The sequence below is a fragment of the Flectobacillus major DSM 103 genome, from assembly GCF_000427405.1.
Classification (GTDB): Bacteria; Bacteroidota; Bacteroidia; order Cytophagales; family Spirosomataceae; genus Flectobacillus; species Flectobacillus major.
On sequence record NZ_KE386491.1, the window covers coordinates 4336307 to 4362958 of the forward strand.

21 protein-coding genes are annotated in these 26652 nt (G+C 38.1%); 13 read left to right on the forward strand and 8 right to left on the reverse strand.

The genetic code is table 11. The annotated features are described in order from the left end of the window. Positions 1–16 precede the first annotated feature (16 nt). Positions 17–3568, forward strand: a complete 3552-nt coding sequence (locus FLEMA_RS73000; RefSeq protein WP_044175116.1) for a VCBS repeat-containing protein — start codon at positions 17–19, stop codon at positions 3566–3568. 308 nt (positions 3569–3876) lie between these two features. Here FLEMA_RS73000 and FLEMA_RS0147225 read toward each other — a convergent pair whose 3' ends face one another. Then, positions 3877–6207 carry a penicillin-binding protein 1A gene (locus FLEMA_RS0147225; RefSeq protein WP_026996996.1) on the reverse strand — a complete coding sequence of 777 codons (2331 nt, stop codon included), beginning with the start codon at positions 6205–6207 and terminating at the stop codon, positions 3877–3879. A gap of 367 nt (positions 6208–6574) precedes the next feature. Continuing rightward, on the reverse strand, positions 6575–7222 hold the full coding sequence (locus FLEMA_RS73005) for a phosphatase PAP2 family protein (protein ID WP_044173173.1): 648 nt from the start codon (positions 7220–7222) through the stop codon (positions 6575–6577). Between the two features lie 323 nt (positions 7223–7545). On the opposite strand from FLEMA_RS73005, the gene FLEMA_RS73010 reads away from it, so the two are divergent. The 10 genes from FLEMA_RS73010 (at position 7546) to FLEMA_RS73045 (ending at position 16003) form a co-directional block, all read left to right on the forward strand. Further along, positions 7546–8193 (forward strand): YceD family protein, encoded by a 648-nt coding sequence (locus tag FLEMA_RS73010; protein ID WP_044173175.1) that lies wholly within the window; start codon positions 7546–7548, stop codon positions 8191–8193. Between the two features lie 73 nt (positions 8194–8266). Then, positions 8267–8461 carry a 50S ribosomal protein L32 gene (gene rpmF / locus FLEMA_RS76650; protein WP_026996997.1) on the forward strand — a complete coding sequence of 65 codons (195 nt, stop codon included), beginning with the start codon at positions 8267–8269 and terminating at the stop codon, positions 8459–8461. 165 nt (positions 8462–8626) lie between these two features. Beyond that, positions 8627–9568 (forward strand): phosphate acyltransferase PlsX, encoded by a 942-nt coding sequence (gene plsX / locus FLEMA_RS73015; protein WP_044173177.1) that lies wholly within the window; start codon positions 8627–8629, stop codon positions 9566–9568. Between the two features lie 92 nt (positions 9569–9660). Next, a complete protein-coding gene (locus FLEMA_RS73020; RefSeq protein ID WP_044173179.1) occupies positions 9661–10650 on the forward strand; it encodes a beta-ketoacyl-ACP synthase III in 990 nt (329 codons plus the stop codon). 230 nt (positions 10651–10880) lie between these two features. After that, a complete protein-coding gene (efp, locus tag FLEMA_RS73025) occupies positions 10881–11444 on the forward strand; it encodes an elongation factor P (RefSeq protein WP_044173181.1) in 564 nt (187 codons plus the stop codon). Positions 11445–11737: 293 nt separating this feature from the next. Then, positions 11738–12208 carry an acetyl-CoA carboxylase biotin carboxyl carrier protein gene (gene accB, locus FLEMA_RS73030; RefSeq protein ID WP_044173183.1) on the forward strand — a complete coding sequence of 157 codons (471 nt, stop codon included), beginning with the start codon at positions 11738–11740 and terminating at the stop codon, positions 12206–12208. A gap of 312 nt (positions 12209–12520) precedes the next feature. Beyond that, positions 12521–13864, forward strand: a complete 1344-nt coding sequence (gene accC, locus FLEMA_RS73035) for an acetyl-CoA carboxylase biotin carboxylase subunit (RefSeq protein WP_044173185.1) — start codon at positions 12521–12523, stop codon at positions 13862–13864. A gap of 175 nt (positions 13865–14039) precedes the next feature. Then, the gene (locus FLEMA_RS0147395; RefSeq protein WP_026997004.1) at positions 14040–14501 is read left to right on the forward strand and encodes a QcrA and Rieske domain-containing protein; all 462 of its coding nucleotides are present in this window, start codon (positions 14040–14042) and stop codon (positions 14499–14501) included. Between the two features lie 33 nt (positions 14502–14534). Beyond that, complete coding sequence (locus tag FLEMA_RS73040) at positions 14535–15428, forward strand: DUF5777 family beta-barrel protein (RefSeq protein ID WP_044173187.1); 894 nt, start codon at positions 14535–14537, stop codon at positions 15426–15428. Continuing rightward, on the forward strand, positions 15428–16003 hold the full coding sequence (locus tag FLEMA_RS73045) for a YceI family protein (RefSeq protein ID WP_044173189.1): 576 nt from the start codon (positions 15428–15430) through the stop codon (positions 16001–16003). The genes FLEMA_RS73040 and FLEMA_RS73045 overlap by 1 nt, the downstream gene beginning before the upstream one ends. A 40-nt stretch (positions 16004–16043) precedes the next feature. On the opposite strand, the gene FLEMA_RS0147435 is transcribed toward FLEMA_RS73045, so the two are convergent. Continuing rightward, positions 16044–16760, reverse strand: coding sequence for a LytR/AlgR family response regulator transcription factor (locus FLEMA_RS0147435; protein WP_026997005.1), 717 nt, complete (start codon positions 16758–16760; stop codon positions 16044–16046). 647 nt (positions 16761–17407) lie between these two features. Here FLEMA_RS0147435 and FLEMA_RS73050 point away from each other — a divergent pair. Next, entirely contained in the window at positions 17408–17779 is a 372-nt protein-coding gene (locus FLEMA_RS73050; protein WP_044173192.1) for a DUF423 domain-containing protein, read from the forward strand. A 2-nt stretch (positions 17780–17781) separates the two neighbouring features. Here the strand turns inward: FLEMA_RS73050 and FLEMA_RS0147465 are convergent, their stop codons facing one another. The 5 genes from FLEMA_RS0147465 to FLEMA_RS0147510 form a co-directional block, all read right to left on the reverse strand. Then, the gene (locus FLEMA_RS0147465) at positions 17782–18804 is read right to left on the reverse strand and encodes a hypothetical protein (RefSeq protein ID WP_026997954.1); all 1023 of its coding nucleotides are present in this window, start codon (positions 18802–18804) and stop codon (positions 17782–17784) included. Between the two features lie 175 nt (positions 18805–18979). After that, complete coding sequence (locus FLEMA_RS0147480; RefSeq protein WP_044173195.1) at positions 18980–20209, reverse strand: MFS transporter; 1230 nt, start codon at positions 20207–20209, stop codon at positions 18980–18982. A gap of 273 nt (positions 20210–20482) precedes the next feature. Beyond that, positions 20483–21772, reverse strand: coding sequence for a rod shape-determining protein RodA (rodA, locus tag FLEMA_RS0147490; RefSeq protein WP_026997955.1), 1290 nt, complete (start codon positions 21770–21772; stop codon positions 20483–20485). A gap of 56 nt (positions 21773–21828) precedes the next feature. After that, positions 21829–23862 (reverse strand): penicillin-binding protein 2, encoded by a 2034-nt coding sequence (gene mrdA, locus FLEMA_RS73055; RefSeq protein WP_081681370.1) that lies wholly within the window; start codon positions 23860–23862, stop codon positions 21829–21831. Positions 23863–24059: 197 nt separating this feature from the next. Further along, a complete protein-coding gene (locus tag FLEMA_RS0147510; RefSeq protein WP_026997007.1) occupies positions 24060–24269 on the reverse strand; it encodes an AtpZ/AtpI family protein in 210 nt (69 codons plus the stop codon). Between the two features lie 216 nt (positions 24270–24485). Between FLEMA_RS0147510 and porW the strand changes: the two genes are divergently transcribed. Then, a complete protein-coding gene (gene porW / locus FLEMA_RS73060; RefSeq protein WP_044173197.1) occupies positions 24486–26630 on the forward strand; it encodes a type IX secretion system periplasmic lipoprotein PorW/SprE in 2145 nt (714 codons plus the stop codon). Positions 26631–26652: the final 22 nt, after the last annotated feature.

A 26652-nucleotide genomic window follows, 5' to 3' on the forward strand; every position in this document is an offset into this window, starting at 1 on the left:
GAAAAATACTTTTGTTATGAATAAATTAACACAACTCTGCCTTTTTGGACTATTAGCTTTGACTCTTTCTTCGTGTAGCAACGATTCTACCGTTTTTACTCAGTTGCCTGCTGAAGATACTGGAATTACGTTTTCAAATAGAATAACCGAAAGCGACACCATGAACGTTCTAACCTTTGAGTATATTAATAACGGTGGAGGGGTTGCTATTGGAGACTTTAATAACGATAGCCTACCCGATGTTTACTTTACTGGTAATCAGGTTAATAATAAACTTTATATCAATAAAGGTGATTTCAAGTTTGAAGATATTACTCAACAAGCAGGGGTTGCGGGCGATAATAAATGGTGCTCTGGCGTAGCTTTGGTGGATATCAACAACGATAACAAACTGGATATTTATGTTTGTGCTACAGCCAAAAAGGTGGCTAGCCAAAGGGCCAATATGCTGTATGTGAATCAAGGGGTAGATAAAGATAATAAACCTATCTTTAAAGAAATGGCTCGGGAGTACGGTATCGCAGATACAACTCATTCGACTAATGCAGCTTTTTTTGATTATGATAACGATGGCGACCTCGACCTTTATGTACTTGTCAACGAAATGGATGATACCCGTTTCCCTAATAAGTACCACGAAAAAATAAAAGATGGTTCTTCTAAAAGAACAGATAAATTGTATAGAAATGACTGGAATCCTACCTTAAAACATGCAGTTTATACTGATGTTTCAAAACAAGCGGGGATTCTTATCGAAGGCTATGGCTTGGGGCTAAATATTACAGATATTAACCGTGACGGATGGAAAGATATATACATTACCAATGATTACCTGACCAACGACCTCCTGTATATCAATAATCACGATGGCACATTTACCGACCAGTCTGACCTGTATTTTAAACACACTTCGTATTCGGCAATGGGCAACGAAGTGAACGATATTAATAATGATGGATTGGTTGATATAGTTGCTTTGGACATGATGCCCGAAACCAACTATAGAAAGAAAATGATGACACCTGCCAATAATTATGTGACCTATCAAAATAACGAACTGTATGGCTATAATTATCAGTACCCTCGTAATACCCTACAAGTAAATCAAGGAAAAGACCCTAAGACAGGACGACCTTTGTTTAGTGAGGTGGGTTTATTGGCTGGTATTGCCGAAACAGATTGGAGCTGGACTCCTATGGTAACCGATTTTGATAATGATGGCTTACGAGATATTATCATTACCAATGGTTTTCCTCGTGATATTACCGACCAAGATTTTATAGCCTATCATGCCTCGATGTCGAGCTTAGTTACCAAGATGATGCTAATGGATTCTATCCCTTCTGTCAAAATCAAAAACTTTGCTTATAAGAATAAAGGAAATCTTCAGTTTGAAGATGTAACCAATGCTTGGGGGATTACTCAGCCTTCGTTTTCTAACGGTGCCGCTTATGCCGATTTAGACAACGATGGTGACTTGGATTATATCGTTAATAATATCAATGATTCGGCATCGGTTTATCGCAATAATATTGTTCAACAAAAACCTGCTGAAAGTAATTACTTGAGAATAAAACTCAAAGGTGGGAAAGACAATATTTTGGGCTTAGGAGCTTGGATTGAAATTGCCTATAACAACGGCGAAAAACAAGTTTATGAGTATTCGCCCTATCGTGGCTATTTGTCGAGCATAGAACCTATCGCTCATTTTGGGCTTGGTAAAGTTCAGGTAGTCGAGCAAGTAAAGGTGATTTGGCCGAATGGGAAAGCCCAAATTTTAAAACAGGTTCATACTAATAAAACTTTGTATTTGGATGAAGCAAAGGCCAAAGATATTCCGCAAGAAAACACCAAACCTCAAGTTGTATTATTAAAAGATATTACCGATGCCCTAAATATTGATTATGTGCATCGGGAAAATGATATTATCGACTTCAATGTTCAAAAGTTGTTACCTCATAAGTTTTCTCAGTTTGGCCCAGCATTGGCTGTTGGCGATGTCAATGGCGATGGCCTAGAGGACATTTTTGTGGCAGGTGCTAATGAATATAAAGGAAAGTTTTTGCTCCAAACCAAAGACGGTAAGTTTTTGGTAAAAGACCTACTACCTGGAAACGAAGGCAAAGAAAAAGGTAGTGAGGATATGGGCGTATTGCTGTTTGATACCGAAAACGATGGCGACTTGGATTTGTACATTGTAAGTGGTAGTTATGAATACCCTGCTGGCGACCCTCATTATCAAGATAGGTTTTATCTAAATGATGGGAAAGGAAATTTTCAGTTGGTCGAACAAGCCATTCCTGCTATCCTAGAAAGTGGCTCGTGTGTCAAGGCGGTAGATTTTGATAAAGATGGCGATTTGGATTTGTTTATAGGAGGAAGGGTAGAGCCAAGTGCTTATCCAAAACCAGTAAATAGCCGTATTCTAAGAAATGAAGCTCCTGCGGTGAAATTTACAGATGTTACGGCTCAGGTAGCTCCTCAATTGAATAATATAGGGCTAATTTGTGATGCCGTTTGGACAGATTACGATAATGATGGTTGGGTTGATTTGGCTTTGGCAGGTGAGTTTATGCCTATTACATTTTTGAAAAATGAGAAAGGAAAATTTAAAAATGTAAGCGAGCAAACTGGATTAGCTAAATATACAGGCTGGTGGAATAGTATTGCGGCTGGTGATTTTGACAATGATGGTGATATTGACTACATAGCTGGAAATTTGGGCTTAAATACCCTTAATAGAGCCTCAGAAGCTAATCCCGTGAGTGTTTATGCCAAAGACTTCAATAGCGATGGGCATTTTGATGCTATACCAACAGTGTATTTTAAAGATTTGGACGGTGTCAGAAAAGAATTTCCTTTCAGTACCCGAGACGACCTTGCCAAGCAGTTTATCCAAACTAGACAACGCTTTGATTCTTATGCAAAATTTGCCAAAGCAACCATCAATGAAGTTTTGAAGCCTGAAGAATTGAAAGAGGCTTTGATACTAAGAGCCACTTGGATGAAGTCTAGTTATTTAGAGAACCAAGGCAATGGCCAGTTCAAAATCAAGGAATTACCTATTCAAGCTCAGTATTCGCCTGTATTTGGTATAGCTGTTCAGGATTTTGACCAAGATGGTAATTTGGATGTATTATTAACTGGAAATGATTACAGTACCGAGCTGACTGTTGGCCGATTAGATGCCTCAAAAGGAAGTCTGCTTAAAGGTAACGGCAAAGGAGGCTTTACTGTCGTAAATGTTGAACAAGGAGGCTATTGTGTTGGAGGCGATTCTAAAGCATTGGTTCAGTTGCAGAATGCCAAAGGAAATCTACTAACGGTAACCTCTCAAAATAGAGATAAATTGAAATTCTTTGAAAGTACGCTTCCCTATCGAGCAGTATTGGTAGCTCCAACAGACAATAGTGTATTGTTGAAGTTGAAAAATGGAAAAACTAGAAAAGAAGAGATTTATTATGGGTCATCATTTTTGTCTCAATCTACACATCGACTATTAGTAGGTAATGATGTTCTTGGAATAGAAGCAATAGATTCTAAAGGGAAAAAAAGAATAATACAATAGTGAAAGTAATAGTAATTAAGCTTGTTTCAGGCTGTAGTTATAACACAGGTTTGGAATGTCCAACATTTTACTCAAAATTACGATTTTAAGATGAAAAGAGTTTTGGATTATTTTGAATACTCGCTAGCTTTTCAATGATGAATTTCCTTATTAATAGGCCAGTTTATTCACTAGTTATAACAGCTTGAATAAAAGCATTTGTTACAGAACCCCTCGTGATCACCGAAAAGAGGTAAAACTTAAAGTGTTTCATTCAGATTGAGTTTTCATAAAAATAGGGAGCTACTAGCTCCCTATTTTTATGAAAATTATTTTAAAAAGCCATCTTCGTCGTCTTTTGGTTTGGCAGTTGGTACTTGCACCTGTGTAGAGTCGGAGGAGGCAGCATAACAATTAATATCCACATTGTCGGGCTTGCGGAAAGGTTCTTTCTTAAAGCCAGCTATCTTTAAAGAAGGGTCGGCATATACCTTATCCATAAACATAGCGTAGGCTGGCATAGCCATTTTAGCACCTTGCCCTAAGCTAATATTTCGGAAGTGAATACTGCGGTCGTCGCCACCAACCCAAACACCAGCTACAAGATTTTGGGTAACACCCATAAACCAACCATCGGAGTAATTAGAAGTTGTCCCCGTTTTAGCCCCAATTTCATTTCCTTGTGCACAAGCATAGCGTTTTAAGCCTTCGGCAGTACCCCCAGGCTCCAAAACAGCTCCTCGTAGCATGTGTACCATTTTGTAAGCTGTTTCGGCCGTAAGCACTTGTTTGGTAGTAGTTTCAAACCTCCTCAATTCGTTACCATTTTTATCTTCAATACGTAAAATCATGATAGGCTCAATTCTATATCCTTCATTTACAAAAGTACAATAGGCATCAACCTGTTCATAAACAGACACTTCGCTTGCCCCTAAGCACAACGATGGTGTTTCGTTGAGTGTACTTGTAATACCAACACGGTGTGCAAATTCCGCAACTTTTTGTGGCCCCATTTGCTTCATCAGTTTGGCTGCTACAGAGTTGATAGAACGCCCCATTGCTCTTCTCAAAGGCATACTTTCATACGAATATCGTCCATCGGCATTTTGAGGTGTCCAAGGTTTTAGCAAACCATCCTCTTTGCCAAAAGTTACAGGTTCGTCTACGACATAGTCGCAAGGGCTAGCCACATCGCTTTCAATTGCGGCTGCATAAACAAACGGCTTGAATGTTGAACCAGGTTGGCGTTTACTTTGGCGAACGTGGTCATATTTAAAAAACTTGAAGTTAATCCCCCCAACCCACGCTTTAATATGGCCATCGTTGGGGTTCATGGCCATAAACCCAGCATTGAGAATCCGCTTGTAATAATTTAAAGAATCCATTGGCGACATTAGCGTATCTTTTTCGCCCTGCCAAGAAAAGACCGTCATTCTTACAGGTTTTTTTAATACTTCCCATACCTTATCTTCGTCGCCATCCATTTCCTCCATCAATTGCTTATAACGCTCAGTACGCTTCATCGCATCTTTCAAGAACCCTTTAAGTTCCTTCATGTGTTCGTCTACCCATGGATTACGGCCTTTCCAGTGTTCATAAAACTTCTTTTGCTGAATAATCATGTGTTCTCTTAGTGCTTCTTCGGCATACTGCTGTGCACGGGAGTCGATAGTCGTATAGATTTTTAGGCCACTCGTGTACAGGTTTAGTTGCTCTTTTTCGTCACGGGTACTATTAATGTCGGCAATAATAGCTTGTAATTGCTTTTTAATGGCCTCTCTAAAATAAGGAGCACTACCAGTATTGTGATTTTCAACCTTGAATCGAAGCTGTATCGGTTTTTCTTGTAGTGCCAAGGCTTCGTCGGAAGGCAAATAGCCATATTTGACCATTTGGGCTAATACGGTATTGCGACGAGCCAAACACTTTTCGGGTCTGCGTCTGGGGTCGTATAGGTTTGGGTTTTGTAGCATACCCACCAAAGTAGCCGCTTCGTTGACACTCACATTGTTGACTTCTTTGCTAAAATAAGTTTTACAAGCTACCCTAATACCATAAGCATTATTGCCAAATTCTACCTCATTGAGGTACATTTTCATAATTTCCTGCTTGGTATAACGGTTTTCGAGTCGAATCGCCAGAATCCATTCTTTAGTTTTGGCAATAATAGTGCTTACTTTCGGAATCCGCATGAGCAAGCCCTTATATTGTTTACCTTCTTCGGCAGCCTCGGCATAACGAGTATTAAACAAGTTTTTGGCCAATTGCTGAGTAATAGTACTACCACCACCTGCCGTTCCAAAGCTAGTTATTACCCTAAATGTACTACGAAGGTCGATTCCCGAATGCTTTGAAAAGCGGGCATCTTCTGTAGCCATCAAGGCATTAATAATATTGGGTGAAAGCTCTTCAAATTCTACAGGACTACGATTTTCACGGAAATATTTTGACAATTCTACACCGTCTTCAGAGATAAGTACAGAAGCCAACTGGCTTTTGGGGTTTTCAAGTTCTTGCAGGCTAGGCATACCACCAAAAAGCCAAAAAAAGTTGTAGTTTACTGCTAATACATACAGGAGTGTTCCTAAAAAAACTCGAATAGACCACTTCCAAATATTTTGAATTGTACGCTGATATTTACCTGGTTGGAGTTTTATCATTGGGATTGAAATTACGGTAAAAGCCGTTTGAATTTTAGGTTTAATAATGCTTTTCAAGAATACCCCATTCATGGAGAATCTAAAGAAGTGCAACAAAAATTATTAAGCAATTATGGTCATTTTTGGTAACTATTGGTACAAAACAGAGGTAATACACCTCGGTATAATCAAATAGTTCGGTTATTATTTTGTTATTGCTCAACTCTTTTGTGCTTGAATCTTATATTCATAGAGAAGAAGCAGGTAAAACACAAAATTAAAAATTTAATACAAATACGCTCATTTTAATAGAAAAGTATTCGCGCAAAGCGATATTTCTTGCTTAATAACGCATAATCAATGGATTAACCCCCAAACGATTGTATGACTACTTATGGATTAGGCTTTGCTGAGGCCAATCTTTATTTTGATGGAAACTCAAACTTGGGTAGCCAATGCGTGTTATCAAGGCCGACAATATACCTATCAAAGAGCCTCCCAGTAGGTCTTCGGGGAAATGCTGAAAAAGATATGGTCTTGAATAAGCCGCCAACAATGCCAATATCAAGTACAGATATCCCCATTTTTTATTAGAAGTAAATAAGGTTAGCAGGGTAAAAATACAAAAAGCCGAAGTGGTATGTCCCGACGGAAAACTATTATAACTATGAATATTGACTCCTTCCACAAAATGCCAAGGGTAGTCGACCCCTTCAAAAAAGGTAATAGGGCGTAAAGTCGAGCATAAAAATTTAAGCCCTTGAGCCATAAGTGTACTCACCAATAATGCCATTGCTAGAATAAGAGCTTTTTCGTACCTGATAAATAAATGAATAAAGATAACAGCCCCAAAAAACCAGCCTTCGCCCAATTGGGTTGCACACCAAAAAAAGGTATCTGTCCAAGTAGTACGATGCGAGTTAATCCAAGTCATTTGTTCAAATTTTGACGAAGAAAGTACCAACGCCAACACAATTACCCAAACACAAAGAAAAGGGGCAAAAAAAGTACGATTTTTTATCAATAACGCTTTCATAAATACAAAGGTCGCAAAAAATAGAAGTGATTCAAACCTCCAAAATAGAAATAAGCTACGAGTCTGAGCTACCAAATATTTTGGATAATTCAACGATTAGCTCAGATTAAGTGATTCATTGCCTGATATTTATTAGAATACTTAGATATACAAAACTATTATAAATAAACATTTGCCTTTCTCAAAAATAGTCTCTAATTTTGCAGTCTTTTCGTGTTTGCTGAGCCAGAAAGGATTCTATGTATATAGAAAAGCCACACCAAAAGCAGTAAGATGTGAATAGTTTATAGAATCGTTTCAAACACTTTTTTCGATAAAATACCTTGAAAAAGAATTACTTAGCAAACTATAGAATCGATATATTTCGCCTTGACAACAAGCAGTATGTACATGAGTTTGAAGGTGATAACGCGTTTTTCTCACATTTTGATCAAGATGTTATCAAAAAAGGAAAATTCAAAGCCCAAGTAATACTCGACAAGTCGGAAACAATGATTCAAATGCTTTATAACATCGATGCTGTTGTAGAGTTGATTTGTGATAAAAGCTTAGAACAGTTTGAATATCCGCTTCTGGTAAGCCAGAAAATGATATTAAAATTTTCGGATAGAACAGAAGAGGTTACAGACGAGCTAATGCTAATCGACCGCCATGTTCAGCAAATTAATGTTGCACAAGATATATTTGACTTTATTTTCTTACAAATTCCAATTAAAAAGCTGCACCCGCGTTTTGTGGTAAAAGAAGAGACATTGGAAGATGATTTTGAAGATGACGAAGATTTTGACGACGATGATTTGCTTTGGGAAGATGAAGAAGGAGAAATTGTGTATTCAACAGGCGGAAGCGAAGATGATGACGACGACGACGATTTTGAAGAAGATGATGAAACCGACGATAGCCCAGCCGATGAAGAAAAAATAGACCCTCGTTGGGCTATTTTGAAGAATTTGAAAAATAATAACAATTAATATTTTAGAGAAAGACATGGTCGTTCTCGCCCACAAGTAAGTAATAACGTAACATAATTAAGGAAATAAAAAAATGGCACATCCTAAACGAAGACATTCGACAACTCGCAGAGATAAGAGACGTTCTCATGATTTCGGTACTCCTAAAACGATTACAGTAGATCCAACTACTGGCGAAATCCACTTGCGTCACCGTGCACACGTGTTCGAGGGAAATCTTTATTACAAAGGCAAAATGGTAGTAGAAGGTTACGCTGCACAAGCGTAATTTGCTGAATATTGAGAGGTCTAAGAAACGCTAAAGTAATTGATTATCAGTTGCATAAACTATATTTTGTTTTGGCAAAATGTAAAAAACGCAAAAAAATACTGTTTCCAACTTCATAAAATGCTATTTTTGCAAATACCAAAATTGAGTAAACAAAAATAACAAATGAAGATAGGAGTTGATGCAATGGGCGGCGACTTCGCCCCGCAAGCTATAGTTGAAGGAGCAGTGTTAGCAGCTAATGAATTACCCCAAGGCGTGACAATCGTATTGATTGGTCAAACCGAGGCTATTCAGGCTATTCTTGATAAACAAAATTTTACGGGTTCAAACATTACGATTGTTGAGGCTAACGAAACTATCGAAATGGGTGAGCACCCCGTTAAAGCCTTGCAATCTAAACCCAATTCCAGCATCGGAGTTGGGTTTAAACTTTTAAAGACAGGCGAAATCGACTCGTTTGGCTCGGCGGGTAATACTGGAGCTATGATGGTTGGTTCGCTGTTCTCGGTAAAGGCTATAGAGGGGGTTCAACGCCCAGCAATTGCAGGATTTGCCCCACAAACCAACGGTAAGCTAGCAGTAATGGTAGATATTGGGGCTAATGCCGATGTAAAACCAGAAATGCTAGAGCAGTTTGGGCTATTAGGCTCGGTGTATTGCCAAGCTACTACTGGCGAACCAAATCCTAAAGTAGGATTGATGAATATTGGAGAAGAACCTGAAAAAGGCTCGATTGTGGCTCAACAAGCCAACAAATTGATGAGAGAAAATCCCAAAATTAACTTTATTGGTAATATGGAGGGAAAAGACTTTTTCAAAGGAAAAGCCGATGTGATTGTAACCGACGGATTTACAGGGAACATTCTGCTCAAAATGGGGGAGTCTCTTTACGGTATCATGAAAGAACAAGGTGTAGAAACAGATTTTCTTGCCAAAACCAATTATGAAGCAGTAGGAGGAAGCCCAATCGTAGGTGTAAATGGCAACGTAATTATTGCTCATGGAGCATCGTCGGCTACGGCTATCAAAAATATGATTCATCTTTCCACACAATTGGTGGAATCAAAAGTTACAGAAAAGATCAAAGAAGCACTAAGTGCGTAGTGTGTTGTGTCGAATAGTAACCAAATAGGTGCTATAAAGCACTTTTAAGTAGGGTACTAGTAAGTCGCATTTCACTATTTATATAATAAATCATGACAAAGATCACCGCAGCAATTACAGGCGTTCAAGGGTATGTGCCAGAGGATGTTTTGACCAACGCCGACTTAGCAAAAATTGTTGATACCACTGATGAATGGATAACCAGTCGTACTGGTATTAAAGAACGCCATATCTTGCGTGGAGAAGGCCTTGGTACTTCGGTAATGGGTGCTGAAGCTGTAAAAGGGTTGTTGGCAAAAACCAATACCAAGCCAGAAGAGGTTGATTTGTTGATATGTGCAACCGTTACACCAGACCATTTCTTTCCAGCAACAGCCAATCTTATTTGTGAAAAGGTAGGAATATCTTTTAGTGCATCTTACGATATTGCAGCTGCTTGCTCGGGATTTCTCAATGCTTTAGTAACAGGAGCAATGTTTATTGAATCGGGTAGATACAAAAAGGTAGTTGTTGTAGGTGCCGATAAAATGTCCGCTATTGTAGATTATACAGACCGAACCACCTGCGTATTGTTTGGCGATGGGGCTGGGGCTGTTTTGTTAGAACCTTCTAATGATAATTGTGGTATTCAGGACTTTATCTTAAAGTCTGATGGTTCTGGAGCTAACCATTTGATTCAAAAGGGTGGTGGTAGTGCATACCCACCAACACACGAAACCATCAACAATGGTTGGCATCATATTTATCAGGAAGGGCAAGCCGTATTCAAATTTGCGGTAACACGTATGGCCGATGTTTCTGCCGAAATTATGGAAAGAAACAACCTTACTGGCGACGATGTGTCATTTTTAGTACCACATCAGGCCAATAAGCGTATTATCGATGCTACAGCCAACCGTATGGGTATTGGCCCCGAAAAAGTAATGTTGAATATTCATAAATATGGTAATACCACTGCCGCAACCATCCCATTGTGTTTGTGGGATTATGAAAGTCAGCTTAAAAAAGGTGATAATCTGATTCTTGCAGCTTTTGGCGGTGGATTTACTTGGGGTAGTGTATATCTCAAATGGGCATATTAGTTAAAATAAGCAGTAAATAACCCAATAAACTAACACTTTTGCAGGCTATTTACTGCTTTTTTATTTGATTAATAGCTCAAAATAAGGTTCATGAAGCAAGTTCATGAACTATTTTGTAATTTTGTGTTTTCAAATTTTTGTAATCATCAAATTTGTAAATCTTTAATGTTAGGAAGTAACAACAATTGATTCTATTGTATTGATAAGAAACAGCTTCCAAAAATTTAAAAATGGCAACGACTGCAGACATCAAAAACGGATTAGTAATTAAATTCAACAACGATTTATTTTCAATCGTTGAGTTTTTGCACGTAAAACCGGGTAAAGGCCCAGCGTTTGTAAGAACAAAGTTGAAATCGCTCACTACAGGAAAACAAATCGATAACACATTCAACTCGGGTGTAGCTATCTATCCTGTTCGTGTAGAACGTCGTGTATTCCAATATCTTTACGAAGAAGAATTTGGCTATACATTTATGGACAACGAAACTTTTGAACAAATCACACTCAACAAAGAAATGGTTGAAGGGGCTGATTTGATGAAAGAAGGACAAGAAGTTGAAATCTTGATTAATGCTGAGTCTGAACAACCAATCTCGTGTGAAATGCCTCCTTTTGTAGAATTGGTTGTAACTTACACAGAACCAGGTATTAAAGGCGATACAGCCAACTCTCCTAAAAAACCTGCTACCGTAGAAACTGGAGCAACAATTACTGTACCTTTGTTTATTCAAACAGACGAAAAAATCAAAGTAGATACACGTACTTACGAATATGTAGAACGTGTAAAGTAATTGCATAAAAATGTGGAGTAGTGAAAATGGATTTGTTCCGTTGAAAAAGATGTTTAATTTTAGGGCTTAATCAATACAAAGTCCCATTCATCAAGCACTAATTCTCTCAACTACTTAGTATGTGCTTAAAATTAGTTTATATTTGACAATGGTTGTCTCAAGAAAATTTTAAAATGTCCTTGAGTTTGTAAAGCAAATCAGATAACAATTAACTAATAACGGTCAACTATTTAGTATAATTTATCCCAGTAAGTATTAAGCTAAACAATAGACATTGTAACACCCAACCTCAAATGGAAAATAAGGAAATACAAAAGCTTCTCGACTTTATCGCACAATCAACCCTTGATGAAGTAAACATTGAGACTTCTGAGTTAAAACTTTCTGTTAAACGTTATGGACAAGCTCCTGTAGTACAACAAGTTGTGGCTGCTCCAGCACCTGTTGCACCAGCAGCACCAGCTCCAGTAGCGGCAGCACCTGCGGCACCAGTAGCAGCTACGCCAGCTCCAGCGGTAGCTTCAAACCGTGTAACGATTAAGTCACCAATGATTGGTACTTTCTATCGTTCTGCTAGCCCAGATTCTCCGTTTTTTGTAGAAATAGGCACAGAAATCACTAAAGGTAAAACAGTTTGTATTATCGAGGCAATGAAATTATTCAACGAAATCGAATCAGAAGTTGCTGGTCGTATTGTTGAAGTTCTTGTTGAAAACGCAACGCCAGTTGAGTTTGACCAGCCTCTTTTTGTAGTTGAACAATAAGCCAACATTATTGAATTGCACACCAATCAAATAGGTTTGATTCTTTTTCAATAAGTAAAAAGCATATTCACCAAGTAGAAAATAAGGGTTATTGAATTTTGAGCAAATTAGAGCCTAATACAAGTATGCTTAGGCAAATGCCTTTGTTCTGGAAGTATTTGAGTTGATACCAATAATAGTGTTTTTGATTATCTCATAATGAGGTATTCTTTTACTCGATAATTTGTTTGATTACTTTATAATACTAAACAACTCAAACCTTATTTTTACCAAATAAATAGCTTAGTTGAGTTTATAACGCAAAACTGAAGAATGTTCAAGAAAATACTTATCGCCAATAGAGGTGAAATCGCCCTCCGAATTATTAGAACATGTAAGGAAATGGGCATTAAGACGGTAGCAGTATATTCAACTGCCGACCGTGAAAGCCTTCATGTAAAATTTGCTGATGAGGCCGTTTGTATAGGCCCTCCTCCAAGTCGCCAGTCATACCTGAATATCCCTGCAATTATTTCGGCAGCCGAGGTAACGGGTGCTGATGCTATCCACCCTGGATATGGCTTCTTGTCTGAAAATGCTGAATTCTCTCGTATTTGTTCTGAATATGGTATCAAATTTATTGGTGCTACCGCCGATCAAATCAACTCGATGGGAGATAAAGCAACTGCTAAAGCAACCATGAAAACGGCTGGTGTACCTGTTATCCCAGGTTCTGAAGGCCTAATCGATACGGTTGAAGATGCTAAGAAAATTGCCAAGGAAATTAAATATCCTGTAATTATTAAGGCTACTGCCGGTGGTGGTGGACGTGGTATGCGTATCATTCGTCATGAAGATGAGTTCGAAAAACTCTGGAATGACGCTAAAATGGAATCTGCTGCGGCTTTTGGTAACGACGGTATTTATATGGAGAAGTTCGTTGAAGAACCTCGTCATATCGAAATTCAGATTGTAGGCGACCAATACGGAACAGTATGTCACCTTTCTGAACGTGATTGCTCTATTCAACGTCGTCACCAAAAATTGTGTGAAGAAACTCCTTCACCAGCCTTAACACCTGAGCTACGTGCCAAAATGGGTGAAGCTGCCATAAAAGGAGCTTCTGCTATTGGCTATGAAGGTGCAGGTACTATCGAGTTCTTGGTAGACAAACACGGTGATTTCTACTTTATGGAAATGAATACTCGTATTCAAGTAGAACACCCTATTACAGAAGAGGTTACTGATTTTGACTTGATTAAAGAACAAATCAAGGTAGCTGCTGGTGTTGCTATTTCGGGCCAAAACTATACACCAAAATTGTATGCATTGGAGTGTCGTATCAATGCTGAAGACCCTGCCAATGGTTTTAGACCTTCGCCGGGTAAAATCACGAACTTGCACTTACCGGGCGGGCATGGTGTACGTATCGATAGCCATGTTTATGCGGGCTATACGATTCCACCAAACTACGACTCGATGATTGCGAAAGTGATTGTGTCTGGACAAAGTCGTGAAGAAGTATTGCTTCGTATGAAACGTGCTCTTCAAGAATTTGTGATTGATGGTATCAAAACCACGATTCCATTCCATATTAAACTCATGGACGACGAACGTTTCAAATCTGGTGAATTTACAACGGCCTTTATGGACGGTTTTGATTTAACTTCTTTGTAATATTCTCGTTTTATTATATAAAAAGGACAGGTAAAGCAATTTACTTGTCCTTTTTGCTTTTTACTTGTCCTTTTTGCTTTTATTCACACTTCCATGATTTAGATTAATGCTTCAACAATCTATTTAGGCGTTTTTCACGTATGTCTTTCATCATCTAATTAAAAGAGCATACATTATGAAAAGAGCAGAATTTATCAGAAGCCTTGGGCTTGGCAGTAGTGCTTTAATGGCAGTTTATTGTATAGGAACGTTAAGTTCTTGTGCCAATGAGGATACTCCGCTCCCTGTAGATAATGGCAATCCTAATCCAATCTCTAATGGTAAGGTCGATTTTACATTAGACTTGTCATTAGCCGCCAATCAAGCACTTCTTGCCAACGGGGGATATATCTACAATGGTAATATTATTATTGCCAAAACCACTTCAGGCAGTTTTATAGCCCTATCAAAAGTATGTACTCATCAAGGTACAACAGTAGAGTATCGAAAAGATACCAACGATATTTATTGCCCCAATCATGGGTCGCGATTTGATATAACAGGAAAGGTTATTCAATCGCCAGCACCCTCACCACTCACAATGTATAAAGTTGAGTATAATGCCGTAACGGCCAAAGTTCGTGTATTCGAGGCTTAAGATTTATTTCTCCAATCGTTTATTTTTCTCAGTATGAACAAATACTATTTTCTTTTCTTATGCCTTGGGTTATCGTTTAGCCTAAAGGCACAAACCGATTTACTAAACCTTTTGCCCGATAATGACAAACCTGAGCCCGTGTCGGCTACCTTTAAGTCGAATCGGCTTATCAACGGCTATTCGATAGAAACAACACCTGCCAACCATTTGGATTATCGTATATCACACCGTTTTGGAACACTCAACTCTGGAGCATATCAGCTTTTTGGTTTAGACCAAGGGTATATTTATATGGGTTTTGAGTATGGTATTACCAATAACTGGATGGTAGGAATAGGGCGTAGTTCAATCCAAAAGTTACTAAATGCTTATACCAAGCTGAAAGTACTAAAACAGCAAACTAACGGAGGTACGCCTATTTCTATTACTTTGGTAGGCGAAGCTTATAGCGATATGACACGCTACGACATTGCCGAAAAGCGTACAAACGTTTCTAAATTTAGCTATACCTCCCAAGCCTTAATTGCTCGAAAATTTAATGATAGGGTCTCTTTACAGGTAATGCCAACGTGGGTACATCGCAATCGCAACAATGTAAATGGCGAAAGTAACGATGTATTTGCTGTGGGTGTAGGAGGACGAATAAAACTGACCAAAAGAACGGCTTTTGTAGGCGAATATTATTATGTATTGCCTAATCAAATTAATCAGCAATACAAAAATTCATTGTCGTTTGGGTTTGATATAGAAACAGGAGGCCACGTGTTTTCGCTGCACCTAACCAACTCTACGGGTATGGTTGCGAAGCAGTTTATTGCAGAAAACCTTGACTCATGGGCAGATGGAGGAATTCACTTTGGATTTAATTTAGGACGAAGCTTTGGATTAGGCAAAAAGCATAAAAATCAATACAAAGTAGCTCAATAATGAAACGGCTGAATATAAACCTAATCGCCAAAATAATACTTTGGCTTATGTTGTGGCAGGCTGTCGATGGTATTGCACAAGCTCAGTCTATTCACTTTTCAAATGACTCGTATATTAGATTTAATTCAGAAGCTCCCATCGAGGACATCGTAGCCGTGAATAAACTTAGCAGATTGGTATTGAATACCAGCAATCAGCAAGTTGCCGTCAAAATACCAATGAAGGGCTTTGTTTTCAATCAAAAACTTATGCAAGAGCATTTTAATGAGAATTATTTGGAAAGTGACAAATACCCCAATGCAACTTTTACGGGTATAATCGACCAGCAGATAAATTGGCTTGTAGCCCAGAATATAGAAGTAACCGTGTCAGGCAATTTGACTTTGCATGGTGTTACTCGTAAAGAGGTTATCAGAGGACGTATTGTAGTAGACCCTGTTCAGAAGAATATAACAGTGGATGCCAATTTCAAAATACGCTTACAACAGTACGACATTAAAGTGCCATCCATATTACTGGCCAAAATAGCAGAAGAAATAGACGTAAATGCACAATATCTATTAATACAAAAGTAACTAGATTGTCTCTCCGCCAAGAGGCTTTTTAGCGAATTTTTTATGAAGCTTTTTCATCAAATAATTTCTCGATACTTTCCCTATAAGAAACCCCTAAAGGGATTTTGGTTTTATCCAAAATAACATGACGTGACGAAATCCCAATCACCTTATTTTGAGGAATAAGGTAGGATTTATGTACCCTAATAAAATTATTGATGAGTAATTTGGTTTGTAACTCAGAAATAGACTCGCTGATTAAGGTTGATTTATCTTTGGTAAAAACCCTAGTGTAAGCCCCTAACGCTTCAATGTACAAAATATCATTAATCAAAAATTTCAGTGATTCTCGTCCCGACTTCAAAAATATAGTTGGTTCTTCTTGTGTTGTTGCTTTTTGAGAAGCTTTATTTTTAATATTAATATTGTCGATAGCCCTATTGACAGCTTTCAGGAAACGCTCAAAACTAAAAGGTTTTAGTAGAAAATCGGTCACTCCTACATCAAAAGCCTCCATCGAATAGTCTGAATGGCCAGTTGTTAGAATAACTTGTGGAGGTGTTTCTAAGGTTTTAATTAAATCTAATCCAGAAATTTCGGGCATCTCAATATCAGAAAAAAGAATATCCACCTTTCCTTGGTGTAGTATAGGAATGGCTTCAATAGGGTTACTAAATACCTGAACGATGTCTAAATGAGGCAATCGTTTAATATTTGTTTCTAAAATTTTCTGAGCAATGCTGTCATCTTCTAGGATAACACACTTGTAAATTAGCATGGATTAGGTGAATTATATATCGTTAAAAAGCCAATGCAGTCTTTAGGCTTATCATAGTTTGAATGAGGAAATTTGGTAAAATATTATAATATATTAAGGATTATGTAATCATAATAGCGGAATTTTACAACGCAACTTACAGTATTTTTATTAGAAAATGAAATTCATGTAGGGCTATTTTACAAAAAAACAGAAGAGAAGGGGTGATTTTGGGTCAATATAATATCTATAAAGAAGGATAACCTATTTTATTGGTTTACTTTGGGATTTGTACTAATAAAAAAGCTATGCTTGATTTATCAAACATAGCCAAGAAGCAATATATATATATGGTGGTCAGATACTGTAAGTAAGGATGTTGCACTACAAAAATAGTATTCTTTGGTATTTTTTGAAGTATAACTGTTTTAAACAAGAAGGCTATTACACCAAAAGACAAAAAAAAGAATGAAACTGCATTTTAGATAACCAATTGCAATGTTGCTTCTATCAAAATGCTCATTGTACTATAATATCATGAATTTTTACAATTCATGATAATTAAGCCAAAGAGAAAGAAAACGCAAGAATCGTATGATAAATAAGCATTATGACTTAATTTCATGGATTAATTCAGTTACAGATACTAGTAGCAGATATATAAGCAAATGAATAAATTATTTATACAAATTGGAGCTATTTTGGCAGGCTTATCGGTAGCATTAGGTGCATTTGGTGCACATGCTTTTAAGGCATCGTTAGAGGCCATAGGCAGGGTTGATACTTTTGAAACAGCGGCTCGTTATCAGATGTATGGTGGTTTGGCCTTACTTGTAGTAGGGATTCTATCAGATAAGTTCAAGCATCAATTCATTCAATATGCAGGTTATGCTTTTGTTATAGGTACATTGATTTTTAGCGGAGCATTATATATGATTTGTGCTACTGGCGTTACAATGTGGGGAGCAGTAGCACCTATCGGAGGTACTAGCCTTATGATTGGCTGGCTTTTGCTAGTTCTGGGCATAAGCAAAAAGTAGTTTTAATGAATCATTACTTGCTCTAGGCTAGCCCAAACTACTTCACCCATTGTTTTGCATTTTAGGAACTTGTCTGATTTATACCATCGGGCAAGTTCTTTTTTTAATTGCTCTGTATTTTCTGGAAGAGCTATTTCGTCACGAGCCATTACTGACATCAGTTCATACAAGCGTTGTTGTTCTACCCGAAGCCTACCAGCAATCAGCGACCGCTCTTCTATCTGGTATTGCATTACTGACTCGGGTGTCATGTATTTCATTCCTAGCTCGACAAGCGGAAAATTTTGTTTAAAATACTGAGGCATATATACCGAACGTTTACCCTCATAGCTTTGCTGGTCAAAGTCAATAGCCCTAATTCTATAATAAATTTCTTCAAAATCGGGTGTTATGTCTACTACAAAATTAGATGAGTGCATATCTCCTAGTAGTCTTACAAAACACCGCTCATTGAATTTAATAAACTCTTTCGACAAACGAATGGGGTTGAGATTAGGGTCAATAAGTCCTTGCTTAAAAAACTGGTCGCCAGGCAAGCCTGCAATATGCTCTTCGATTACAGTATCTTCAAAAGTCAAATAGCTAATTCTATTGGGCGATAGTAGGTGTTCTAGCTCCATACCATATATTCTCGACGAATCGGCCCTTTTGATATAAAAGTAATCAAAGTTGTCGTTGACTCGGTTTACAACCCTAATACGAAACGGTTGGGTATTTCCATAAGTGCATAAATCTACCCTGTCAACAGTTAAGTGTTTGATGACTTTTTCATCTCCATCTGTTTTTAAATCGGCATAAACCTTTTTTAACCCTTCATAAACGTAGTCAATGTCGCTATGCGGATAAAAAACAGTTTGCCATAGTGTGTCGTTACCAAACTTATCATACAAACTAATAGCACTTTCAAAACGCAACAAATCTCGGTATTGCAAAGGCATAGTAATCTCACGATTGTACTTGCTCAAATACTTTTTTAATTGGAGATTGATTTTAAAAGGTATTTTCTTTTTGGAAATGAGGGCCATATCATTGTATAATTAACGGTAGCAAGTGAGCTAATTTGAAAATAAAAATTACTGTTTTGAGTATCAGGTAGTTAATGAGTTATGTGCTAACTAAAAAAGATGCCTTAACTTGTAAGGCTAAACTTCTCATTTTTGTAGACAAAAATCAAGCGAAATATTGCTCAAATAGTATAGTCTAATCCATAAAATCTAAATCTTTTGAAAATGTTTCTTCCGACATATATGCTGCCCACAATGCCAAAAAGTAACAAATAAAGCCTACAATTAAAGCCGCATATATCAAGCCAACTTCTCCTATCAATAATTTAAAGCCAATCGTAATTAAAATTAAAGCCCCTCTTACAAAATTGGGTACAGTGGTGGTTACGGTAGCTCGAATATTGGTGCCAAATTGCTCGGAAGCCATAGTGATAAATACCGCCCAATAACCGCCCGAAAAACCCAACGCAAAGCATAAAAAATAAAAGAAAGTAGCCGAAAGCCCCGTGAAAAGTAAATAAATGCACATCAAAATCACACTTGACCCCACAAACCAATAAATAGTTTTTCGGCGACTTTTGAGCCATTGACTAACCAATCCACTAAGGAAATCGCCAGAAGATAAGCCCGAATAACAAAGAATAATAACCGTTCCAGCCTTGATTTCGCCATCAACCCCCAAGGCTTTACTAAGCTCAGGAGCGGCTAGTACCAAAATACCTACTACGTACCAAACAGGCAAGCCAATAAGGATATAGTAAAAATATTTAAGGCGTTTTTGTGGATTAGTAAAAAGGCTAAAAAAATCACCTTTAGGGGTATGTTTTTCGATATTTTGAAAAAGAGACGATTCAAATGTACCAATACGAAGTAATAATAAAGCCAAGCCCATACCCCCCCCAATAAAATACGAAACACGCCACCATTCTGGGTCGGTACTTAGGCCTGCAATAATAGCTGCTGTAACAGCACCGAGTGCTCCTGTTCCTGCAATAATCAATGCTCCAAAGCCTCGTTTTTCTTTGGGTAGCGACTCGTTCACAAGTGTAATACCAGCTCCTAATTCGCCCGCCAAGCCAATACCTGCCAGAAAACGAAGAATGGCATAAGTGGTAAGTTCTTGTACAAAACCATTGGCTGCGTTGGCCAACGAGTACAATAAAATTGAGCCAAATAATACAGACTTTCGCCCTTTTTTATCACCCAAAATACCCCAGAAAATCCCTCCTAGCAGCATACCCGCCATTTGGATATTGAAGAGGTTTAACCCCTGAGAAAGTTGTTCGGCCTTGGTGAGCCCCAAGCTAGCCAAGCTTGCATTGCGAATTACACCAAAAAGAATAAGGTCATAAACATCTACAAAGTAGCCTAGTGCAGCTACAGCAATGAGAAGTTTCGCATTTTTAGAAATGGTTATTTCGGACATAGGTTTAATTAATTGAGCAAATTGGCAAAAAAGTAAATAAAAAAACTTTACTAATCTACTCAACTACTATGATAATAAAAATGAATGATAGAAGAAAATTTGCTATTTGTACAGTAATAACAATAGCAACTCGAAGAGGTACAAACACTAGGAAGAAAAAAGCTATTGATGAAACTCTTATAAATGCCAATAGGCAAAAGAGATACCAATTGTATAACCTTTGCCTACCAGATAAATAATAATGATAGATATGTTTTTACTTGAATCCTCAAGCTACCATCGAGATAGCATTTGTGAGCGATGAGCATCGAGTTTGAGGAAAATAAATAGCAAAATAGAAAAAGACCAAAGCGACGACCCCCCATAACTAAAGAAAGGCAGCGGAATACCAATAACAGGCATCAAACCAATGGTCATACCGATATTAACAAGGAAGTGGAAAAAGATAATAGACGCTACCCCATAGCCGTAGACTCGGGCAAAGCGGGATTTCTGTCGGTCGGCTAAGTATACAAGCCGTAGCAATAGCCCTATAAAAGCCCCTACAACAAATAGGCTTCCCATAAAGCCAAATTCTTCGCCAACAGTACAAAAAATAAAGTCGGTACTTTGTTCGGGTACAAAATCAAATTTGGTTTGTGTTCCTTGCAAATACCCCTTTCCCAAAACACCCCCCGAACCAATCGCAATTTTGGCCTGACGCACATTATAGCCCGTTTTTTTACGGTCGAAGTCTGGATTTACCAATACCTTTAGGCGGTTACGTTGGTGTTCTTTAAGGACATTATTGACAGCCCAATCAACCCCCGTTACAAACAAGGCCATACAAAAGGCAATTCCAACTACAGAAAGAATATTTTTGGTTTTTCGCTCATATCGAGGCATCGCCCAAACAATAAGGGCTGATACAACCGCCAAACCTATGTAGATTTGCCATTCTTCAAAAATCAGCGACAGAATAAACAAAATAATAACAGCCAAGAAGATAGCTGGATATACGCCTGGTAAGCCTTCTCGGTACAGTAGAATAAGAAAAGAAGCAAACACTAAGGCTACCCCTGTTTCGTTAGAAGCCAATATTAACAGAGGAGGTACTGCAATGATAATCCCGACATTCAATTGGTCTTTGAAGCGAGCCAAATTGGTAAGTGGCGTACTTAGGTATTTGGCCAAAGCCAAACACGTTGCCATCTTTGAGAATTCGGCGGGCTGTATCTGAAAGCTCCCTACTCTAAACCACGAATGCGAGCCCTTTACTTCTGTACCTAGCACCAATACTGCCAAAAGTAAAAAAATGAAAAAACCATAGATAGGAAAGGCAAATGTATCGTAAAAACGATGGTCAATTACCAAAATTGCTATAATCAACAATACTGTTGTACCAATCCAGATAAGTTGTTTGCCTGAATTAGTATCAAAAAAGCCGTCGTCAAAAATCCAAATAGGGTTTTCGGGATTATAAATGGCCGCATATATATTCAACCAGCCAGCGATTACGCATACAACGAATAACAATACTGTTACCCAGTCGAGGCTGCGGGATATTTGTTCTTCTCTTTTCACTTTTGTGGCAATGAAAGGGTAAATGGTTTTGAAAAAGTGCCTAATAACGCCAGTTGCTAGTTCACTCTTTTGGGCGTAGGTTTATTGGTTTTTGGTAAAATAGCATCAGGTTTCATCGGAATCTTAACACTATTTGGTTTTTGAGCTGGCGGAGGTGTCAGCGGGAATACCTGTCCTTTAAGGTTTCTTAACTGATAATCCTCTTCAGTCGAATCTTTTTGTACTGGTTTTGTATCAGTTTTATTGGTACTGGTATTTCTAACACTTAGTACATTAAACAAATAGCTTTTATTCATCCATTTGGTTTCCATAGCTTTGCGTTGCACTTGCCCTTTTATGTATTTTTCAATACACAACGATGCAATAGGTGCAGCGTGTGTACCTCCAAAGCCCGCATTTTCTACAAATACAGCAATGGCTATTTTAGGGTTTTCTTTAGGGGCAAAAGCAATAAAAATGGCATGGTCTTCACCTTTTCTGTTTTGAGATGTACCTGTTTTTCCACAGATTTGGATGTCACTAATACGCGCTTCAGCAGCTACCGTACCCTGATTTACCGCTCCAACCATTCCTTCTATCACAGGCTCGAAATGACGGCGGTCGACACCCACCGAAACTTGTTCTTTGTATTTGGGGTCGATATTACCTATTTGATTAATCCCTTTTACCAAGTGCGGACGAATATACCAGCCTCGGTTAGCAATAATAGCAGCTACATTGGCCATTTTAAGAGGATTAATCACTAACTCTCCCTCACCAATACTCACCGAGTAAATATTAGAGAACTTCCAACGCAAAGGGCCTTTGTAGACTTTATCGTAGTATTCAACGCTTGGTAATTTACCTTTGGTTTCGTTAGGAAGGTCAACGCCTAATTCTTGGCCAATGCCAAATTTAGAAGCCATTTCATTCCATTTTTGAACTCCTACCGCCGACTTCTTAAAAACATTTTGTTCTTTATTGTTATAGATAATCCGTTTGAATACTTGATAAAAATAAGGGTTACAAGAGTTTTTGATACCCGCCTGAATACTCGACGAATTACCCCCGCAGTGGCATTTTACAGGTGCTCCTGCATGTCCAAACCCAGTATGCTGAGTAATAACCCCCATTTGGAGGCCAATCAAAGCTTGTATAAGTTTGAAGGTTGATCCTGGGCGATAATACGCACTTGGAGGACGGTTGATTAATGGGTGTAGTGGGTCGAGGTTGAGGGTTTGGAAATATTTAGAGAACGTTCTTCCCGAAAGTTTACTAGGGTCATAACTTGGTGCCGACACCATCGCCAATATTTCGCCAGTTTGTGGCTCGATAGCCACCACACTACCCACTTTGTGTTGCATAAGGCTATCGGCATAGTCTTGTAAGGCAATATCTACCGAACTGATAAGATTTTTCCCAGCAATAGGCTCACGGTCAAACTCTCCATTTTTGAACGCCCCTTTTTCTACACCACGGCTATTGACCATCATGTATTTTTCGCCACGTTGTCCCCTCAGTTCATCTTCATAGAAGCGTTCTAGCCCTGTTACACCCACATAATCGCCTTGGCGGTAATAGTCGTTGCCTTTTTCTTCTTCCTTGGCAAGACGTTCGGGGCTAATTTCGCCAACATACCCCAAGGCATTGGCCATTCCTTTTGACTGATAGGTACGCAAAGAGCTAATCTGGAACGAAAACCCCGGATAATCTACCATAGCGTCTTGAACTCTGGCATGGTCTTCTTTAGATAACTGACGCAAGAATAAAGATGGGCGAACAGGCGAAAATACCCTAGCCAAATGAGTTAAACTATCAAACTCGGCACGAGTAATATCGAACAGCCTACAAAATTTGAGTGTATCCTGAACATGAGCTTTCTTAGGAGTAATATAAAGGTCATAAACAGGGGTATTATATACAATAAGCTTTTTGTTTCGGTCGTAAATTAACCCCCGAAATGGTGCTTGAACAATTTTGCGAATAGCGTTATTTTGGGCATCAAGCTTATAGGTATCATCTATAACTTGTAGGTAAAATAATCGCAGGATATATATAATGGCTATTAATATAAAAAAACCTTGAATGAATCGTTTTCTAATCTCGTCCACTTGCTTTACTATTTTTGATATATGGGAAGTTGTTGGCTTAAATAAACTACTTTAGGCTTATTCTTACCACAATAACGTTGTAGTGAAGAGAATAAGACATAACAGAAATACAAAATTTGTTGTTTTTTGGGAATTTGTCAAAAAACAAATAAAATCATCATAAAATATTCAGATTAATAAAGGCATGTGGAGAAGTTTTATTCTTTGGGTAAACTTCTAATTAATAAATAGATAGCAGCACAAATAAAAATCAACGAACAGCTAATCGAATACCAAGGTGTAGTAGTATGGAAGGTTTTGTCAAGCCAATTGCCAAGAAAAACGCCTCCTGCAATAGTTACAAGCATTTGTGTACCTGCACCCATATACCGCATATATTTGTTGGAATTGGGCGTTTCGTCTTTCATGATTTTCTATAAAGTTCAGGATAATCTTTTTAGATATATTCGTGGTATATCTTTACATTTAACAAAAATACTTAATTGGTACGGAATGTGATAATAAATTTGAGTTAATTTGCGTTAAAATTCGTAAGATTCATCCGTTATTGGTAGCAAAAGAGTGCCCTTAAGTAATTAGCAGAATAGTCTCGATTTGTAGCAATTTCCGCATATCTTCTTTTCATGAATAAACTATCTTTTTTTTCTATTCTTTGTATGTTGGGGCTAGCTTTGGGCTGTTCCCAGTACAGTTCTGCTCCTATCAGTGTAGGTTTTCATAATGTCAATGCCAAATACAATGCGTTATTTCAAGCAAATCAAAAAATGGCAGAGGCCGAAAAAAAGCTCTTTGATGCTCGAAAGGATAATTACGCTCGTTTATTGCCTATTTTGTTGCCTTTAGATTCGGCTGGTGCTTCGATTGTTTCCGAAGAATTAGCCTCAATTATCAAAAAAGCTTCGATGGTTGCCGAAAGGCATCAAAACTCCAAATGGCTCGACGATGCCTATGTCGCTATTGCCAAAGCTCGTTTATTGAAAGAGGATTACAAAAATGCTATCGAAACCTTCAAATACGTTAACACTACTGCCAACGATGACAATGCCCGTCATGCCGCTTTGATTGGCTTGATGCGTGCCTATACCGAGCAGAACGAATATGCTACGGCTTTGCGGGTGGCCGAGTTGTTGCGTGAAGAACCTCTCAACAAGCAAAATACCAAGAATTTTTACCTGACCAAAGCCTATTTGCATGAGCTTAAAGGGGAGTTTGGAATAGCTGTGGCAATTCTGGAAGAGGTATTGCCTATGATGAAGAAAAATGAGGAAAAAGCAAGAGTATTGTATGCCACCGCTCAATTGTACGAGGTATTAGATAAAAACGATAAAGCCGTAAAATACTATGCTCTTGTAGGTAAAAATAGACCTTCTTATGAATTAAGGTTTTATGCAACCCTCAACGAAGCCCTTGTACAAGGACAAACAGGTAGCTTTGAGAAATTGCTAAAAGATGCCAAAAATAAAGAATTGCAGGACAAAATTTATGAAGCAATGGCCTCGTCAGAGATGCGAAAAGGGAATATTCAACAAGGGATTGCGTTGCTCAAAAAATCGGCAAGTATAAGCCAAGATACCAAGCAGCTACCTTATACCTATTTGACATTGGCCGATTTGTACTATACCAAGTTCAATAATTACGAAATGGCCGCCGCTTATTATGATAGCTGTATGGCTTTGTTGCCTCCCCAAGATGTTGAATATAAAAGAGTCAAGGAAAAACAACAGTTTTTGGGCGACTACGTTAAGCAAATTACGATTGTCAAAACAGAGGATTCTCTCCAAAGATTGGCAAAATTAACGCCTGCTCAATTAGACAGGGTTTTAGAATCAGTAATTCGTGAAAAGAAAGCCCAAGAGGAGGCTAACCTACAACGTGCTCAAGCTATTGTAAATGGGCAATCAGCTACAACTGCTACAACACCTTTTGTAGACCCTAATCGAACAGATTGGTATTTTTCTAATCCTATGGTTGTAAATCAGGGAAAATCAACATTTACTGCTCGCTGGGGAAATAGGGCTTTGGAAGATAACTGGCGAAGAAGCAATCGTGATGATGCCATTTCGTTTGGTAATAATCCCAACAATACGCTTGTCGATAATTTGGGGGTATCTCGCAGTACCGACGATACACGAGATAATAATGACTTGGCTTCACAAAAAAATGCCATGAAAGCCAAAATTCCATTTTCGGCCGAGGCTCTGGTGGCATCTAATAAAAAAAGAGAAGATGCCTTGTTTGAGTTGGGTAAAATTTTCAAACTAAGTTTGAATGAACCTCAAAAATCAATAGATACGTTTTTGAAGCTGCTCAACGAATACCCCAATACCTCGCACGAAGCCGAAGCCTTGTATTTGCTTTGTTTATTGCACGAAAATAATGCCACTCAGAAAGAGCTGTATCGTAAAAAGCTGTTCGACAAGTTTTCCGATTCTTATTATGCCCGTTTGCTCAAACGTGAAAATGTTCAGGAATTAACTTCCGATAAAGAATCAGAAGCACTTAAACTATATGCCGAAGCTTATAGCTATTATAGTCAGGCCAACTATGTAGACGCTTTGTCTTTTGTAGAAACAGGACTCAAAGAATACCCCAATAGCCATATCGAAGACAAGCTAGTATTTTTGAAAGCATTGCTTTTAGCCAAAACCCAAAACTCGGAGGTATATATCAAGGCTCTTGATAGTTTCATCAAGGATTATCCTAAAAGTCAGCTTATCGGAATAGCCAAAGAACACCTCGTTGCAGCAAAGGCTTTGGTCAAAAACTAAAACTATTCAAAAATTATGTACT